Source organism: Kitasatospora sp. NPDC001261 (assembly GCF_042896795.1).
Lineage (GTDB): Bacteria > Actinomycetota > Actinomycetes > Streptomycetales > Streptomycetaceae > Kitasatospora.
The window spans coordinates 14,356-29,748 of sequence record NZ_JBIAXP010000037.1; the positions used below are offsets into that span (position 1 = coordinate 14,356).

Genomic DNA, 15,393 nt, shown 5'->3' on the forward strand with positions numbered 1-15,393 from the left:
GTCAGCCGAGCAGGGTGGCCTCGACCCCGGCGAGCACCGCCGCCAGGCCCTGCTCGAAGCCCTCGTCGAAGTCCTGGAACATCACCCGGCCCGATTCGGCGGCCAGCGGGTGGGCGGCCAGGCGCTCGGCGCGGGCGTCCAGGTCGTAGCCCTCCTCGCCGTCGAAGGGGTTGGGGCCCATCGCCTGCTCCTCGATGACGTAGCCGATGGTGTAGCTGTAGGCGGTCTGCCAGGCCCGGGCGGCGGCCACCGGGGTGAACCCGGACTCGACCAGCAGGCGCAGCCAGGTGTCCAGTTCGGCCGCGTAGCCGGTGTCGGTGAACCGGGAGCCGCTGTAGACCTTCGCGCCGTCGCGGTAGCGCAGCAGCTCGGCGCGCAGGGTGCGCATGGTCCGCAGGTAGGTCTCCCGCCAGTCGCCCGGGGCCGGGGCGCGACCGGCCGCGTCGGCCCCGTCGGCCCCGCTGGCCGCGTCGGCCCCGTCCGCCCCGGCGCCCGCGTCCGCCGCCGCCCGGGCCGTCATGCGGCGCATCATCTCGGTCGCCATCTCGTCCAGCAGCGCCTGCTTGTCCTTGAAGTGCCAGTACAGCGCGGGCGCCTTGACGTCGAGCCGGGCGGCGATGGCGCGCAGCGTCAGGCCGTCCAGGCCGGCCTCGTTCAGCAGGTCCAGCGCGGTGTCGACGACCTGGCCGCGGTCGAGCTTGGGGGTTCTCTGGGGGGTCACGGTTGACAGTTTAACGCCGTTAAGTGCACGCTGTCGGCAACGGCTACTTAACAACGTTAAGGAGGTTGTCGTGGCTTCTCACGGCATGCACACGGACGTCCTGGTCATCGGCGCCGGGCCCACCGGACTGGCCCTGGCGCTCGACCTCGCCCGGCACGGCGTCGCCGCGCTGGTGGTCGAGCGCGGCGCCGAACTCTTCCCCGGCTCGCGCGGCAAGGGCCTCCAGCCGCGCACGCTGGAGGTGCTCGACGACTTCGGCGTGCTCGACCGGGTCCGCGCGGTCGCCGGGCACTACCCGCCCAACCTGTTCTGGCGGGACGGCGAACCGCAGGGCGAGCGCCGGATGTTCGACCCGACCGAGCCCTCCGAGGCCGAGCCGTACACCGAGGCGCTGATGCTGCCCCAGTGGCGCACCCAGCAGGTGCTGTACGGGCGGCTGCGCGAGCTGGGCGGCGAGGTCGCGTTCGGCCGGGAGCTGGTCGGCCTGGCGCAGGACCAGGAGGGCGTGACCGCCGAGTTCGTTGCCGGCGGCCCGGTCCGGGCGCGGTACGTCGTCGCGGCGGACGGCGGCCGCTCGACGGTGCGGCGACTGCTCGGCATCGGGATGACCGGCGAGACCGTCGACCCGGACCCGATGCTGGTCGCGGACGTCCGGATCGACGGGCTGGACCGCGAGCACTGGCACGTGTTCGGCTCCGAGGAGGGGATGCTGGCGATCTGCCCGCTCGGCGGCACCGAGGACTTCCAGCTGGTCGCCCAGTTCCCGGAGGGGACGGCCGTCGACCTCACCCTCGACGGGCTGCGCACGGTGGTCGCGGCCCGCTCCCACCTGGCCGCCGAGCAGGTCACCGAACTGCGCTGGATCTCCGAGTTCCGCCCTCGTGCCGCGCTCGCCGACCGCTTCCGCGCGGGCCGGGTCTTCCTGGCGGGCGACGCCGCGCACGTCCACTCGCCGGCCGGCGGGCAGGGCCTGAACACCAGCGTCCAGGACGCCTACAACCTGGGCTGGAAGCTGGCCGCGGTGCTGACCGGGCGAGCGGGGGAGGGGCTGCTCGACAGCTACCAGGAGGAGCGCCGCGGCAACGCGGCCGCGATGCTGGAACTGTCCACCAGGGTCCACCGCGGCGAGCAGCGCCGCGGCCGGGCGACCCAGCAACTCGACCTCGGCTACCGGGAGTCCGCGCTCTCGGTGGAGACCCGCCAGGACCTCCCGGCGGACGCGCTGCGGGCCGGCGACCGCGCCCCCGACGGCCGCCGGGGCGGCACCCGGCTGTTCGACGCCTTCCGCGGCCCGCACTGGACGCTGCTCACCGTCGGCACGGACACCCCGCTGCCCGCCGTCACCGCCCCGGTGGTCCGCATCCCGGCCTACGAGGCGTACGGCACCGGGGTGTTCCTGGTGCGGCCGGACGGCTACCTCGGGTGGGCCGGCGCTACCGCCGACGGCCTCGCGGCCTACGCGGGGCGGCAGGGGCTGCTCGCCCCCTGAGGGGCTCCGGGGGTCCGTGCCCGGGCCGGCCGGCGACGCCGGTTCGCCGGGCGCGGTGGAAGCGCGGACACCCGGCGGCCGTCCGGGGACGACCGGCCGGGTGCCGGATCAGTGCTTGCCCGCGTCCTTGACCTTCTCCACGGCCTGTTTCAGGTCGCTCTTCGCCTGCTCGGCCTTGCCCTTGAGCTCGGTCGAACGGTCGCCGGTGGCCTTCCCGGCCGCTTCCTTGGCCTTGCCGCCGGCCTTCTCCGCCATGTTGCGCAGCTTGTCCTCGGTACCCATGGCGGGTGCCTCCTCTCGTCGACGGGGCGAAGGTCCGCCCCGGGCGGCGTCTGCCCGGGGCGCGGGCTTCCATGCGCAAGGCCCGCGAGTCGGTCCGTCGGGACAGGTCCGGCGAGTCGGTCCGGCCGGTCCTACCGGGTGCGGGCCTCGGCGGCGGTCTTCAGGTCGTGCAGCCAGCCTTCGAGGCCCTGGCGGAGGATGTCGGTGGCGGCGGGGACGTTCGCGTCGACCTGGGGGCCGGTGTGGGTCTCCTCGGTGCGCACCAGGACGCCGCCGGGGACCTCGGTGAAGTTCCACACGTGGACGCCGTCGATCCGCAGCCCGGTCGCGACCGCCGGGCCGGTCCAGCGGATGCAGGCGCCGGGCCGCAGCTGCCGGACGGTGGAGGTGATCTCCAGGACGGGGTCGGCCGAGGCGGGGTTCGGGGGCAGCGGGGTGGTCCAGTGGAACGCCGACCCCGGCCGCAGTGGGCCGCCGTCGAGGCGCTCGGCGCTCCGCACCGGCGCCTGCCAGTCGGGCCAGCGCGCCACGTCGGTCTGGAGCCGCCAGACCGTCCGCAGCGGTGCGTGGATCACCGCCTCCGTCCGGTAGCGGACGCGGGCGTCGGGGTCGACGCCCGCCCCGCCGCAGGTGAGCGAGGAGCCGGGGCGGTGGGCGGTGGCGGCCCCGGCCGGCGCGGCGGCGGCGCCGAGCAGCCCGAGGGCGAGCGGGAGGGTCAGCAGGGCGGTGCGGATGCCGGTGCCGCGGGTGGAGCTGCGCGTGGCGGACATGGAACTCCCCATTCACTGGTCGGCCGTCGGGACGGCTCGGACGCCTTGCGAGCTAGATGCTCACGCCTTCGTTAGAAGTTGTAACTCCGCGAGGGCCGGGGCGTCAACAGGTCCCGTGATACCTTCTAACGGAAGCGTGAACATGTAGTCGGGCGACGCGGGGAGCGGGCGAGAGCCATGGCGAGGACGGGCGCGGACACTCCGCGCGAGCGCTACCGGGCCCAGGTGCGCGAAGAGGTCAAGGCGCACGCCTGGGAGCAGATCGCCACGGCCGGTGCCTCGGCGCTCTCCGTCAACGCGATCGCCAAGCGGATGGGCATGAGCGGCCCCGCGCTCTACCGCTACTTCGCCGGCCGCGACGAGCTGATCACCGAGCTCGTCCGGGACGCGTACCGCAGCCTCGCCGACACCCTCGGCGCGGCCGCCGCCGAGGGCGCCGACCTGGCCGGGCTCGCCCACGCCCTGCGCGACTGGGCGCTGGCCGACCCCCAGCGGTACTTCCTGATCTACGGCACCCCCGTGCCCGGCTACCGCGCGCCCGAGGACACCACCGCCATCGCCGACGAGGTCATGCGGACCCTGGTCGACGCCTGCGCGGCGCTCGCCCCGGCCGGAGCGGACACCCCGGAGGCGCCGTTCACCACCCACCTGCTGGGCCACCGGGACTGGGCGGGCGAGCAGCCGGCCCCGCCCGAGGTGCTCCACCGCTTCCTGGCCTTCTGGACCCGTCTGCATGGCGTGCTGTCCCTGGAGCTCGCCGGACACTTCACCGGCATGGGCTTCCGTCCCGGGCTGCTCTTCGAGGCCGAGCTGGCGAGCCTGCTGACGCCGCGGTTCTGACCCGGCCGCCTCCCGGTCGCCGCCTGTCCGCCGTCGTCGCGCGGCCACGCCCCGTCGGTGCCACCGGGCCCCGGGGCCCGGCCGGCCCCCGCCCCGAGGTCGGCACGCGCGGGGCGCTGGGGCGTGTACGGCCGGTCGTGCTCCGGTTCGTACGGGTGTGCCGGGTGTGGCGCGTTCGCCGCAGCGTCACTCCGGGTAGTTGAAGGGCTGCACGGTGTTGGCGGAGGGGGTGGGGTCAGGGAGTCGCGATGACGGAACACGAGCAGCTCGGTGCGCCCGCCGGCCCGGAAGGACACCCCACCCGGCCCGAACGGGTGCCGCCCCAGGCCTCCGCGTCCGGGAAGCGCGGGGCGGGCGCCCGGCCCGGGCCGGACGGTGACGGCACCGCGGTTCCCTGGCCCGACCTGATGCTGCCGCTGCTGCGCACCCCCACGGCCGACCGCCGGCCCGCGCCGGAGGGGGCCGGCGCGGACCCGCCGACGGGCGTCGAGCCGGCCCGGGTGCTGGACCTCGCGCTGCTGGTCGGCGAGCTGCTGCTGGCCAGCGGCGAGGCGGCGGAGGACGTCGAGGCCGCGATGCTCGCCGTCGCCCACGCCTACCGGGTCCAGCCCTGCGACCCGCAGGTGACCTTCACCCGGGTGGCGATCTCCTACCAGCCCGGCCCGTCGGAGCCCTCGCTGACCGCCGAGTGCTGGGTGCGCCGCCCGGCCGTCGACTACGCGCGGCTGGCCCTGGTGTTCCGGCTGGTCACCGAGATCGCCGTGGGCGGGATGGCCGTCCCCGAGGCGCACGGCCGCCTGGTGGCGGCCCGCCGTCGCCGCCGCCGGTACTCCGGCCGGCTGTTCGTGCTCTCCTGCGGCGGGATGGCCGGGGCCGCCACACTGCTGATCGGCGGCCGGGCCGACGCCCGGGCCTGGCTGGTGTTCGCCAGCGCCGTCGTCGCCGCGCTGGTGGGCGAGCGCTTCTCGGCCCTGGTGGCGCGCCACGACCTCCCGGCGTTCTACCAGTTCGTGGTGGCGGCGGTGCCCGCCGCCGTGATCGGCATCCTGCTCTCGTTCAACGGTTTGCACCTGCGCGGATCGGTGGTGATCACCGGCGGGCTGTTCGCGGTGCTGCCGGGGTGGCCCATGGTGGCGGCGGCCCAGGACGGTCTGGCGGGCTTCTACCTCACCGCCGCCGCCCGGCTGCTCGAAGCGGTCTACCTGATGACCGGCGTGGTGGTCGGGGTGATGACGGTGCTCTACGTCGGCGTCAACAACGGCGCCGACCTCGCCGCCCAGGACGTCCCGCCCGGGGCGGTCAACCCCCCGCTGCAGCTCGCCGCCGCGGTGCTGCTCACCCTGGCGTTCGCGGTGCTGCTGAACACCGAGCCGGCCACGCTGCCGGCGGTCCTGCTGAACAGCGCGGCCGGCTGGACCACGTACGGGGTGCTGGTGAACGCGGGCGGCGAGCCGATCCTGGCCACCGGTCTCGCCGCCGGGCTGGTGGGCCTGTCCGGCCAGCTCATGGCGCGCTGCCGGGGCAGCTCGGCGCTGCCGCACATCACCGCCGCCCTGGGGCCGCTGCTGCCCGGCTCGGTGCTGTACTTCGGGATGCTGGCCTTCGTCCGGGGCGAGCCCGAGATCGGGCTGAGCGGCATCGGGCGGGCCGCCGCGATGGCGATGGCCCTCGCCATCGGCGTCAACCTGGGCCGCGAGCTGGCCCGGCTCTTCCTGCCCGCGCCCCGGGTGGCTGCCCCGCCCCGCCGGCAGGGCGGCCGCCACCGGCGCTGACGGGGGAGCGGCGGGGCGGTTTGCCCGGGCCGAGGCGCGGTAGACGCGGGGGGTGTGGAGACGGGCCGGGCAGGACGGGCCCCGATCCCCGGGGACGACCGCTGCGGCCGGTTCGGGCCGACCGGGCCGCCCCCGCCGACAGCCACCCACCAACCCGGGAGACCCTCGTGATACTCCTCGGCGTCATCCTGCTCATCATCGGCTTCGTCACCGGAATCTCGATCCTGTGGACCATCGGCATCGTGCTGGCCGTCGTCGGTCTGGTCCTGTGGCTCGCCGGAACGCTCGGGCACGCCGTCGGCGGCCGCCGCCACTACTACTGACCGGGACTGCGCCCTGTTCACCGCCGTGCGCCACCCGTTCGACGCCCCGGGCCCGGCGGGCTCGGGGACGGTCGTTCAGGGACGGTCCTCGTGCAGCCCGCAGAGCCAGGCCAGTGCCCGGTGGACGCCGAGGACGTAGGTGTGGTCCGCCCCCTGGGTGCGGACGAGGTGGAGGCGGACGGCGGCGGCCTGGCACTCGGCCAGCAGCTGGGCGAGGCACGGGCCGATGGAGCCGGCCGTGGCGGCGGCGGTGACCGGGGCCGCGACCTGGGCGCCGGCGGCCCACCGGTAGGCGCCGAGCACGCCGTGCTCGAAGCCGGTCCAGGGCCGGGGCCGCCGGTTGACCTTGTCGATCGCGGCGAACACCTCGTCCAGCGGACGCACTCCCACGGCCGGGACCGTCTCGTCACTGGTCATGTGCGCAACCTACGTCCGCCCGCCACCGGCCGCCCCCGGGGAAGGCGGCCCGGTACGGCGGCACTGTCCCGAGCCACCCGGGCGGCCGAGGAGCCCCGCACACCGCGACCCCGGGGCGTGGCCGGGCGGCGGGAGCGGGACGGGTAGGCTGACCAGGTCGTGTCCGGCCGGAGAGGTGGCCGGGCCGGAGGAACGGGGCGGGCCGGCGGCCCGCCGGTGGAGACCCCTGATGACTCGTCGTTTTGACTGCTCGGACCCGTCGGAGCGCGCGGCCGGGCTGCGCGAGGCCGTGGCCGCGGTGCGCCGCGGTGAACTCGTCGTCCTGCCCACGGACACCGTGTACGGCGTGGGCGCGGACGCCTTCGCACCGCAGGCCGTCGACCGCCTGCTGCGCGCCAAGGGCCGGGGACGGAACATGCCCTCGCCGGTGCTGGTCGGCTCCCCGGAGGCGCTGGACGGGCTGGTCGAGGTGACGGAGCGCGCGCGGGACCTGGTCAAGGAGTTCTGGCCGGGCGGGCTGACCGTGGTCGCCCGCCACCTGGATTCGGTCGAGCTGGACCTCGGCGAGACCAACGGGACGGTCGCGGTGCGGATGCCCGCGCACCCGGTCGCCATCGAACTGCTCAACGCCACCGGGCCGTTGGCCGTCTCCAGCGCGAACCTGACCGGGCACGACTCGCCGCAGGACTGCGACGCCGCCCAGGGCATGCTCGGCGACTCGGTGGCCGTCTACCTCGACGGGGGCCCGACCGCGGCCGCCGTGCCCTCCTCGATCGTGGACATCACCGGCGAGGTGCCGGTCCTGCTGCGGGCGGGCGCGATCAGCGCCGAGCGCCTGCGCGAGGTGGTCCCCGACCTGCGGGAGCGCTGAGCCCGGACACCCCGGAGCCCCGGCCCGCGTAAGCGAAGCCCCGGTCCGCGGGAGCGCCGCGCCCGGTCGACGGGCCGTACCGCGTGGCGCCCCGGCGGCCCGGGCCGCCGCCGCTAGGGTCGGCGATGGCGTGCGAGGGCGGGCCCTCCGCCGGGCCGGGGAGGGGGTCGGCGCCGCGACCGGGGGCGTCACCGGCTCCGCTGCGGAGGTTCCATGAACGCTTCGTCCACCGCGCCGCCCCCTGCGCGGGACCGCACCCGGGTGAGGGTCCGGCAGGGCAGCACGCTGCTGCGCTGGCTGTTCACCACGGACCACAAGGTCATCGGGAACCTCTACCTGGCGACGGCCTTCGGCTTCTTCCTGGTCGGGGGCGTGCTCGCGCTGCTGATGCGGGCCCAGCTGCTGGGGCCGGACACCGGGCTGCTGTCGAACGAGCGGTACAACCAGCTGTTCACCATGCACGGCACGATCATGCTGCTGCTGTTCGCCACCCCGACCTTCGCCGGGTTCGCCAACGCGATCATGCCCCTGCAGATCGGCTCGCCGGACGTCGCCTTCCCCCGGCTGAACGCCTTCACCTACTGGGCGTTCCTGCTGGGCGGGCTGACGGTGCTGAGCGGCTTCCTCACCACCGGGGGCGCGCCCTCCTTCGGCTGGTTCGCCTACGCGCCGCTGAACGGCCCGCTGTTCTCGCCGGGGGCGGGCGGGGACCTGTGGGCGTTCGGCCTGGTGGTGGCCGGCCTCGGCACCATCCTGGGCGCGGTCAACTTCATCACCACCATCACCTGCCTGCGGGCGCCGGGCATGACGCTGTTCCGGATGCCGGTCTTCACCTGGAACGTGCTGTTCACCTCGGTCATGGTGCTGCTGGCCTTCCCGGTGCTGACCGCCGCGCTGCTCTGCCTGGAGGCGGACCGCAAGTTCGGCGCGCACGCCTTCGACGCGGCGAACGGCGGGGCGCTGCTGTGGCAGCACCTGTTCTGGTTCTTCGGCCACCCGGAGGTGTACATCGTCGCGCTGCCGTTCTTCGGCGTCATCAGCGAGATCATCCCGGTGTTCAGCCGCAAACCGCTGTTCGGCTACCACGGGATGGTCGGCGCGACCATCGCCATCACCGCGCTGTCCATGTCGGTGTGGGCGCACCACATGTTCGCCACCGGCCAGGTGCTGCTGCCCTTCTTCGCGATGATGTCCTTCCTCATCGCGGTGCCCACCGGGGTGAAGTTCTTCAACTGGGTCGGGACGATGTGGAACGGCTCGCTCTCCTTCGAGACCCCGATGCTCTGGTCGGTCGGCTTCCTGGTGACCTTCCTGTTCGGCGGGCTGAGCGGGGTGCTGCTGGCGGCGCCGCCGATCGACTTCCACGTCACCGACAGCTACTTCGTGGTGGCCCACCTGCACTACGTGCTGTTCGGGACGGTCGTCTTCGCGACCTTCGCGGGCTTCTACTTCTGGTGGCCGAAGCTCACCGGGAAGATGCTCGACGAGAGGCTGGGGAAGGCGCACTTCTGGATCCTGTTCACCGGGTTCCAGACCACCTTCCTGGTGATGCACTGGCTGGGCGCCCAGGGGATGCCGCGCCGCTACGCGAGCTACCTGGCGGTGGACGACTTCACGGCCCTGAACGTGTGCGCCTCGATCGGCTCGTTCCTGCTCGGGGTCTCCAACCTGCCGTTCTTCTACAACGTCTGGCGGACCACCAGGTACGGCGAGAAGGTCGCCGAGGACGACCCGTGGGGCTGGGGCCGGTCGCTGGAGTGGGCCACCTCCAGCCCGCCGCCGCCGCACAACTTCCACGCGCTGCCCCGGATCCGCTCGGAGTCGCCGGCCTTCGACCTGCACCATCCGGAGGTGTCCGCGGCGGAGTCGCCGACCGGCGACTCCGGTGTGCCGTACGGCCGTACCGGCGGACGGGGGAGCGGGCGGTGAAGGCGGAGGGGTGGCTGTTCGCGGTGATGACCGCGTTCTTCGCGGTGACCGGGCTGGTCTACGGCCTCTGGGCCCGGGAGCCGGCCGGCAAGGCGATCCTGACGGTGGCGTTCCTGATGTCCGGTCTGGTCGCGCTGTTCTGGTTCGTCCAGTACCGGCGGTCGGGCGGCGGCCGGGCGCAGGACCGCGAGGAGGCCGAGATCGCGGAGGCCGCCGGGCCGGTGGGGTTCTTCCCGGCCCGCAGCGGCTACCCGGTCCTCGCGGCGGTCGGCGTGACGGTCTTCGCCCTGGGGCTGGTGTTCGCGCGGTGGCTGATCGTCGTCGGCGCCCTGGTGCTCGCGCTCGCCGTCGCCGGCTTCATCTTCCAGTACCGCGACCACGGCGCGGGCTGAGCCGGCGCAGCAGCCGCCGGAGCGGGCCGCCCGGGCCCGCCCCGGGCGCCGGGACGGCCGGGGGAGCGGGGTGCGCCGGGGCGGTGAGGACGGCCGCCATCCGCTCCGACTCCCCTGCGGTGGCGGGCAGTTCGACCCGGTCGCGGTGGAACCAGGAGCTCGCGGCGGCGCGCACCCGCTCGTGCCGCGGCGCCCCCTGCGGGGCGGTGACCGGCTTGGCCTCGGCGCGCGCCAGCAGCACGTACCGCTCGGCCTCGGGCAGCGGGCGGCGGTGGCCGGAGAAGCCGCCGTCCTGGGCCTGGTCGATCCGGCCGGTCTCGTCGCCGTCCAGCAGCCGGTCGCGGTCCCGGGCCTGGAGGGCCAGGCAGAGGCGCCGGGTGAGCAGGAAGACCAGCGGCGGCAGCACGACCAGCGCCGTCCGCAGCACCACGGTGAGCGCGTTGACGTCGAGCCCGAAGGTGTACGCGATCACGTCGTTGCCGCCGGCGACCAGCAGCACCGCGTAGACGGTGATCCCGGCGGTGCCCAGCGCGGTGCGGGTGGGCCTGTTGCGCGGGCGGTCGCACAGGTGGTGCTCGCCGGTGCCGGGGTCGAGCCACCGTTCCACGAAGGGGTAGGCGTACAGCGCCGCGAACAGCAGGCCGGGCACCACCAGGGCGGGCAGCAGCACGTTCCAGGACAGGGTGTGCCCGAGCACCCTGGTCTCCGCGGCCGGCATCAGCCGCAACGCCCCCTCGATGAAGCCGATGTACCAGTCCGGCTGCGCGCCCGTGCCGACCACGTCGGGGCGGTAGGAGCCGTACCGCCAGACCGGGTTGACCTCGGCGAGGAACGCCGAGAGCGCCATCACGCCGCCCACCGCGAACAGCAGGCCCGTCGTGCGGGTCAGGAACTGGGGGAAGAACGGCATCCCCACCACGTTGCGGTTGGTACGGCCGGGGGCGGCCCAGTGGGTGTGCTTCAGCACCACCACCAGCGTCAGGTGCGCCCCGACCAGGGCCAGCAGCAGGCCGGGGACCAGCAGGACGTGCACGGTGAACAGCCGGGGGATGACGTCGTGCCCGGGGAACTCGCCGCCGAAGGCGAACAGGGTGAGGTACGTGCCGACCAGCGGCACCGAGAGCAGCACGCCCTCGGCGATCCGCAGGCCGGTGCCGGAGAGGGTGTCGTCGGGCAGCGAGTAGCCGGAGAACCCCTCCAGCAGCGCGAGGTTGAACAGCGTCACCCCGATCACCCAGTTGAGCTCGCGCGGGCGGCGGAACGCCCCGGTGAAGAACACCCGCAGCAGGTGCGCGCCGATCGCCGAGGCGAACAGCAGCGCCGACCAGTGGTGGATCTGACGGATCAGCAGTCCGCCCCGCACCTCGAAGCTGATCCGCAGGGTCGACGCGTACGCCTCGGACACCCGGACGCCGTCGAGCGGCAGGTAGGCGCCCTGGTAGACGACCTCGTTCATGCTCGGCCGGAAGAAGAAGGTCAGGTAGACGCCGGTCAGCAGCAGCACCACGAAGCTGTACAGCGCGAGTTCGCCGAGCAGGAACGACCAGTGGTCCGGGAAGACCTTGCGCAGCAGCTCCCGGCCCGCCTCCGTGACCGGCAGCCGCCCGTCCAGGCGGGCCGTGAGGCGCTCGCCGGCGGACGGCTGGTGCCCGTTCGAAGCCCTGGTTTCGTCCACGGCAGGAACCTAGTGGGCCGTACGGCACGCGGGGCGGCCGAGCGCGGTCGGCGGCGGCAGAGCACTCCAACGGCGGAACGGGCGGCCGTTGCGGTGAGCCGCCCGGGACAGCGGCACGGCCGGCACGGTGCGACCGGGGAACGTCACCGACCGGAGGGACCTCGTGGAGATCGACCGGGGGACCTCGTGGACCGCCCAGCGGGATAGCCCACGCGGACGCCCGCCGCAATGACGACCCCCGACAACCGCGGGCCGCAACTTCCGTGACGGCATGGCAAGGGCGGCGCCCGCCGGCGCGGATAGGCTCCGGACGACCGACACCTTGATCACGATCTCCGGATCGGAGAGGGCGCCACCGCGTGAGCATCCAGCAGATCACCCCCAAGCAGCGGGGCTACCTGATCGTCAACTCCCACCCGGCCGGCAGCGAGGCCACCGTCGACCGCCAGTGGCGGCGCATCGAGCCCGCGGCCGCGACCGGCCGGGCCCCGGTCGTCCTGGTCCTCGGCGCCAGCGCCGGGTACGGCCAGGCGATCCTGCTCGCCGGGCTGCGCCGCCACGGCGTCCGCGGGATCGGCGTCGCCTACGAGGGCGCCGCCACCGAGCGGCGCACCGCCACCGCCGGCTGGTACCGCACCGCCGCGACCTCCGCCCTGGCCGAGGGCAGCGGGGGAGACGTCACCTTCCTCAACGCCGACGCCTACGCCGACGCCACCCGCGCCGAGGTGCTCAAGCTGCTCGCCGAGCGGTACGGCCCGGTCGACCACCTCGTCTACTCGCTGGCCTCGCCCCGGCGCACCGACCCGGCCACCGGCGAGGTCCACCACTCGGTGATCAAGCCGGTCGGTTCCCCGTACACCTCGCCGTCCCTGCTCTTCGACGACGGGGCCCCGCAGGTCGGCACCGTCGACCTCGCCCCGGCCGACGAGGCCGAGCGGGCGGCGACCGTCAAGGTGATGGGCGGCGAGGACTGGGGGCTGTGGGTGCGGGCGCTGGCCGAGGCGGACCTGCTCGCCCCCGGCTTCACCACCGTGGCCCTGTCCTACGTCGGCTCCGAGATCACCGCGCCGGTCTACCGGCAGGGCACGATCGGCGCCGCCAAGGAGCACCTGGAGGCCACCGCCCGGGAGCTGCAGACCGGGGTGCTCGCCGACCGCGGCCGGGCGTTCACCGTCGTCGCCGGCGCGGCCGTCACCCAGGCGTCCACCGCCATCCCCTCCATCGCCCTCTACACCTCGCTGCTGCGCAACGTCCTCGGCGAGGACGGCTGGCGCACGACCGACGACCAGGCCGTGGACCTGTGGGAGCAGCTGACCGGCGCGAAGGAACCCGCCCTGGACGACCGGGGCCGCATCCGCCTGGACGGCTGGGAGCTCGACCCCGCCGTGCAGGACCGGGTGCGGGAGCTGTGGGCCGACCCGGCGGCCGCGCTGGCCGCCGATCCGGCCGGGGCCGCCTGGTTCTACAACCAGTTCCGGCAGCTGTACGGCTGGGACGTCCCCGGCGTCGACTACACCGTCGGGGTGGAGACCTCGGTGCCCTGGCCGGGGCAGCGGTAGCGGTCCGGCCGTCGGCGGACCGGGGCCGGACCCGGGTCAGGGGGTGCCGGGTTCGTCGAGCAGCAGCTCCAGGAGGGGCAGCGCCGCCTCCAGGGCGCGGCACTGCTCGGGGCTGAGCCGGGCGCTGCGGCGGGCCAGCAGGGCGGTGCGCTCGCGGCGGATCCGGGCCAGCGTCTCCAGCCCGAGCGGGGTGGGGGCGAGCAGCTGGGAGCGTCCGTCCTGCGGGTCGGGGGTCTTGGCGACCAGCCCGTCGGCGACCAGCGGGGTGACCGTACGGACCATGGACGGCACCGCGACGCCCTCGCGTGCGGCGAGTTCGCCGAGCCGCAGCGGCCCGTGCTGCTCCACCCGGGCCAGGGCGGAGAGCTGGGCGGCGGTGAGGTCCTGGTCGCCGGAGGCGCGGACCAGCTGGCGGTTGAGCCGGCCGATCGCCAGCCGGAGCCGGACGACGGCCTCGGCGGACAGGCCGCCGCCGTCCGCGCTCACGGCCCGGGCTCCTTCGTCGGCGGGGCGGCGGGCCGCGCGGGGGCGGGCGCGGTGGTGGCCGGTGAGGCACCGGAGGGTGAGGCGCCGGACGGTACGGAGCCGGCCGGTGCGGAGGCCGGACGCGCGGCGGCGGGCCGGGTCCGCTCGCGCACCAGCGAGGCGGCCGCGGCGACCAGCGACATCGCGATCGCCAGCCAGAACACCACCACCAGCCCGTCGTGGAAGGGCCCCGAGATCAGCTGGGGGAAGAACTCCCGGCCGGTCAGCGTCCGGACGTTGTCCGCCGGCAGCTGCCCGAGTACCTGCGGGCCCAGCAGCTGCTGGATCGGGTTGTATCCGAGGAAGGCGGCGAACAGGGTGCCCACCGGCGGCAGCGAGGCGATGGCGTGCGCGTCGGCGGCGGGCACGCCCTGGGCGGTCAGTCCGGCGGTGAGCGTGTGCGGCAGCGAGCCCGCCAGGCCGGCCACCATCAGGGAGAAGAAGACGCCGATCGACAGCACCATGCCGGCGTTCTGGAAGGTGGCCCGCATGCCGGAGGCCGCGCCGCGGGCGGCGGCCGGCACGCTGGACATGATCAGCGAGGTGTTGGGGGCGGCGAACAGGCCGCCGCCCAGGCCGTTGACGAACACCAGCAGGGCGAACCACGGGTAGCCGAAGTCGGTGGGCAGCAGGAGCAGCCCGGCGAAGGACAGCGCCATCACCACCAGTCCGCCGGCGGCGAAGAGTCTGGCTCCGGCGCGGTCGGACAGGTAGCCGGCGACCGGTCCGGCGGCCAGGAAGCCGACGGTCAGCGGGACGAGGTAGATCCCGGCCCACAGCGGGGTGTCGGCGTAGTCGTAGCCGTGCAGCGGCAGCCAGATGCCCTGCAGCCAGATGATCAGCATGAACTGCAGCCCGCCGCGGGCGATCGAGCCCAGCAGGGTGGCCGCGTTGCCGCCCGCGAAGACCGGGTCGCGGAAGAGCGAGAGCGGGAACATCGGCTCGGCGGTGCGGGACTCGACCAGGCAGAAGACGGCGAGCAGGGCCACCCCGCCGAACAGTCCGGCCAGCACCCAGGGGTTGGTCCAGCCCATGGTGTGGCCGCCGTACGGCTGGATGCCGTAGGTGATCGCGGCGAGCAGGGCGGTCAGGCCGACGCCGAAGGTGATGTTGCCCCACCAGTCGATCCGGGCGGGCTTGCGCACCCCGGTCTCGCGCAGCGACCGGTAGGCCCAGACCGTGCCGAGGATGCCGATCGGCACATTGACCCAGAAGATCGACCGCCAGTTCCACTCGGCCAGCAGCCCGCCCAGGACCAGGCCGATGAAGGACCCGGCGATGCCCGCGACGATGTTCACCCCCAGGGCCGTGCCGCGCTGGCGGGCCGGGAAGGCGTCGGTGATGATCGCCGCCGAGTTGGCCATCAGCATCGACCCGCCGACCGCCTGCACGACCCGCCAGCCGATCAGCCACAGGGCCCCGGGCCCGCCGTGCAGCGGGTCGAGGGAGAGCGCCACCGAGGTGAGGGTGAAGATCAGGAAGCCCGCGTTGTAGATCCGCACCCGGCCGTGGATGTCGCCCAGTCTGCCGAGGGTGACCACCAGCACGGCGGTGACCAGCATGTAGCCCATCAGCATCCACAGCAGGTAGCTGACGTTGCCGGGGCGGAGCGGGTCCAGGCCGATGCCGTTGAAGATCGCGGGCAGCGAGATCAGCACGATCGAGGCGTTGACGGTGGCGATCAGGGTGCCGAGCGTGGTGTTGGACAGCACCACCCACTTGTACCGGGGGTGCTCCGGTGCCACACCGTGGCCGACCGGGTGCGGCCGCCCCGTCCTGCCGCCGTCGGAGAGTCGTGTCGCCACCGCTGCCTCCTGCTGGCCGGCCG

15 protein-coding genes are annotated in these 15,393 nt (G+C 74.5%); 8 read left to right on the forward strand and 7 right to left on the reverse strand.

What is annotated here, in order from left to right:
- Position 1: 1 nt before the first annotated feature.
- Positions 2-721, reverse strand: coding sequence for a TetR/AcrR family transcriptional regulator C-terminal domain-containing protein (locus tag ACFY4B_RS37075; protein WP_387975445.1), 720 nt, complete (start codon positions 719-721; stop codon positions 2-4).
- Between the two features lie 85 nt (positions 722-806).
- Here ACFY4B_RS37075 and ACFY4B_RS37080 point away from each other — a divergent pair, with 85 nt between their 5' ends.
- Positions 807-2,210, forward strand: coding sequence for an FAD-dependent monooxygenase (locus tag ACFY4B_RS37080; protein WP_387975606.1), 1,404 nt, complete (start codon positions 807-809; stop codon positions 2,208-2,210).
- Between the two features lie 108 nt (positions 2,211-2,318).
- Here ACFY4B_RS37080 and ACFY4B_RS37085 read toward each other — a convergent pair whose 3' ends face one another.
- Both ACFY4B_RS37085 and ACFY4B_RS37090 read right to left on the reverse strand, forming a co-directional pair.
- Positions 2,319-2,492: a CsbD family protein gene (locus ACFY4B_RS37085; RefSeq protein ID WP_387975448.1), complete on the reverse strand. Its 174-nt coding sequence runs from the start codon at positions 2,490-2,492 to the stop codon at positions 2,319-2,321.
- A 131-nt stretch (positions 2,493-2,623) separates the two neighbouring features.
- Positions 2,624-3,262 carry an SRPBCC family protein gene (locus ACFY4B_RS37090; protein WP_387975451.1) on the reverse strand — a complete coding sequence of 213 codons (639 nt, stop codon included), beginning with the start codon at positions 3,260-3,262 and terminating at the stop codon, positions 2,624-2,626.
- Positions 3,263-3,439: 177 nt separating this feature from the next.
- On the opposite strand from ACFY4B_RS37090, the gene ACFY4B_RS37095 reads away from it, so the two are divergent.
- The 3 genes from ACFY4B_RS37095 (at position 3,440) to ACFY4B_RS37105 (ending at position 6,197) form a co-directional block, all read left to right on the forward strand.
- The gene (locus tag ACFY4B_RS37095) at positions 3,440-4,102 is read left to right on the forward strand and encodes a TetR/AcrR family transcriptional regulator (RefSeq protein ID WP_387824612.1); all 663 of its coding nucleotides are present in this window, start codon (positions 3,440-3,442) and stop codon (positions 4,100-4,102) included.
- Between the two features lie 248 nt (positions 4,103-4,350).
- A complete protein-coding gene (locus ACFY4B_RS37100) occupies positions 4,351-5,874 on the forward strand; it encodes a threonine/serine exporter ThrE family protein (RefSeq protein WP_387975454.1) in 1,524 nt (507 codons plus the stop codon).
- A gap of 167 nt (positions 5,875-6,041) precedes the next feature.
- A complete protein-coding gene (locus ACFY4B_RS37105) occupies positions 6,042-6,197 on the forward strand; it encodes a DUF6131 family protein (RefSeq protein ID WP_143204583.1) in 156 nt (51 codons plus the stop codon).
- A 75-nt stretch (positions 6,198-6,272) separates the two neighbouring features.
- Here the strand turns inward: ACFY4B_RS37105 and ACFY4B_RS37110 are convergent, their stop codons facing one another.
- On the reverse strand, positions 6,273-6,614 hold the full coding sequence (locus ACFY4B_RS37110; protein WP_049660132.1) for a hypothetical protein: 342 nt from the start codon (positions 6,612-6,614) through the stop codon (positions 6,273-6,275).
- A gap of 229 nt (positions 6,615-6,843) precedes the next feature.
- Here ACFY4B_RS37110 and ACFY4B_RS37115 point away from each other — a divergent pair, with 229 nt between their 5' ends.
- The 3 genes from ACFY4B_RS37115 (at position 6,844) to ACFY4B_RS37125 (ending at position 9,806) form a co-directional block, all read left to right on the forward strand.
- A complete protein-coding gene (locus tag ACFY4B_RS37115) occupies positions 6,844-7,485 on the forward strand; it encodes an L-threonylcarbamoyladenylate synthase (RefSeq protein WP_387975457.1) in 642 nt (213 codons plus the stop codon).
- A gap of 213 nt (positions 7,486-7,698) precedes the next feature.
- The gene (gene ctaD, locus ACFY4B_RS37120) at positions 7,699-9,414 is read left to right on the forward strand and encodes a cytochrome c oxidase subunit I (RefSeq protein WP_380742478.1); all 1,716 of its coding nucleotides are present in this window, start codon (positions 7,699-7,701) and stop codon (positions 9,412-9,414) included.
- On the forward strand, positions 9,411-9,806 hold the full coding sequence (locus ACFY4B_RS37125; RefSeq protein WP_049660513.1) for a cytochrome c oxidase subunit 4: 396 nt from the start codon (positions 9,411-9,413) through the stop codon (positions 9,804-9,806). The genes ctaD and ACFY4B_RS37125 overlap by 4 nt, the downstream gene beginning before the upstream one ends.
- On the opposite strand, the gene ACFY4B_RS37130 is transcribed toward ACFY4B_RS37125, so the two are convergent.
- Entirely contained in the window at positions 9,772-11,481 is a 1,710-nt protein-coding gene (locus tag ACFY4B_RS37130) for a cytochrome bc complex cytochrome b subunit (RefSeq protein ID WP_387975460.1), read from the reverse strand. The genes ACFY4B_RS37125 and ACFY4B_RS37130 overlap by 35 nt on opposite strands.
- A gap of 359 nt (positions 11,482-11,840) precedes the next feature.
- Between ACFY4B_RS37130 and ACFY4B_RS37135 the strand changes: the two genes are divergently transcribed.
- Positions 11,841-13,040, forward strand: a complete 1,200-nt coding sequence (locus ACFY4B_RS37135; protein ID WP_387975463.1) for an enoyl-[acyl-carrier-protein] reductase FabV — start codon at positions 11,841-11,843, stop codon at positions 13,038-13,040.
- A gap of 36 nt (positions 13,041-13,076) precedes the next feature.
- On the opposite strand, the gene ACFY4B_RS37140 is transcribed toward ACFY4B_RS37135, so the two are convergent.
- The gene (locus ACFY4B_RS37140) at positions 13,077-13,526 is read right to left on the reverse strand and encodes a MarR family winged helix-turn-helix transcriptional regulator (RefSeq protein ID WP_049659418.1); all 450 of its coding nucleotides are present in this window, start codon (positions 13,524-13,526) and stop codon (positions 13,077-13,079) included.
- Positions 13,523-15,310, reverse strand: coding sequence for an MFS transporter (locus tag ACFY4B_RS37145; RefSeq protein ID WP_387975609.1), 1,788 nt, complete (start codon positions 15,308-15,310; stop codon positions 13,523-13,525). The genes ACFY4B_RS37140 and ACFY4B_RS37145 overlap by 4 nt, the downstream gene beginning before the upstream one ends.
- Positions 15,311-15,393: the final 83 nt, after the last annotated feature.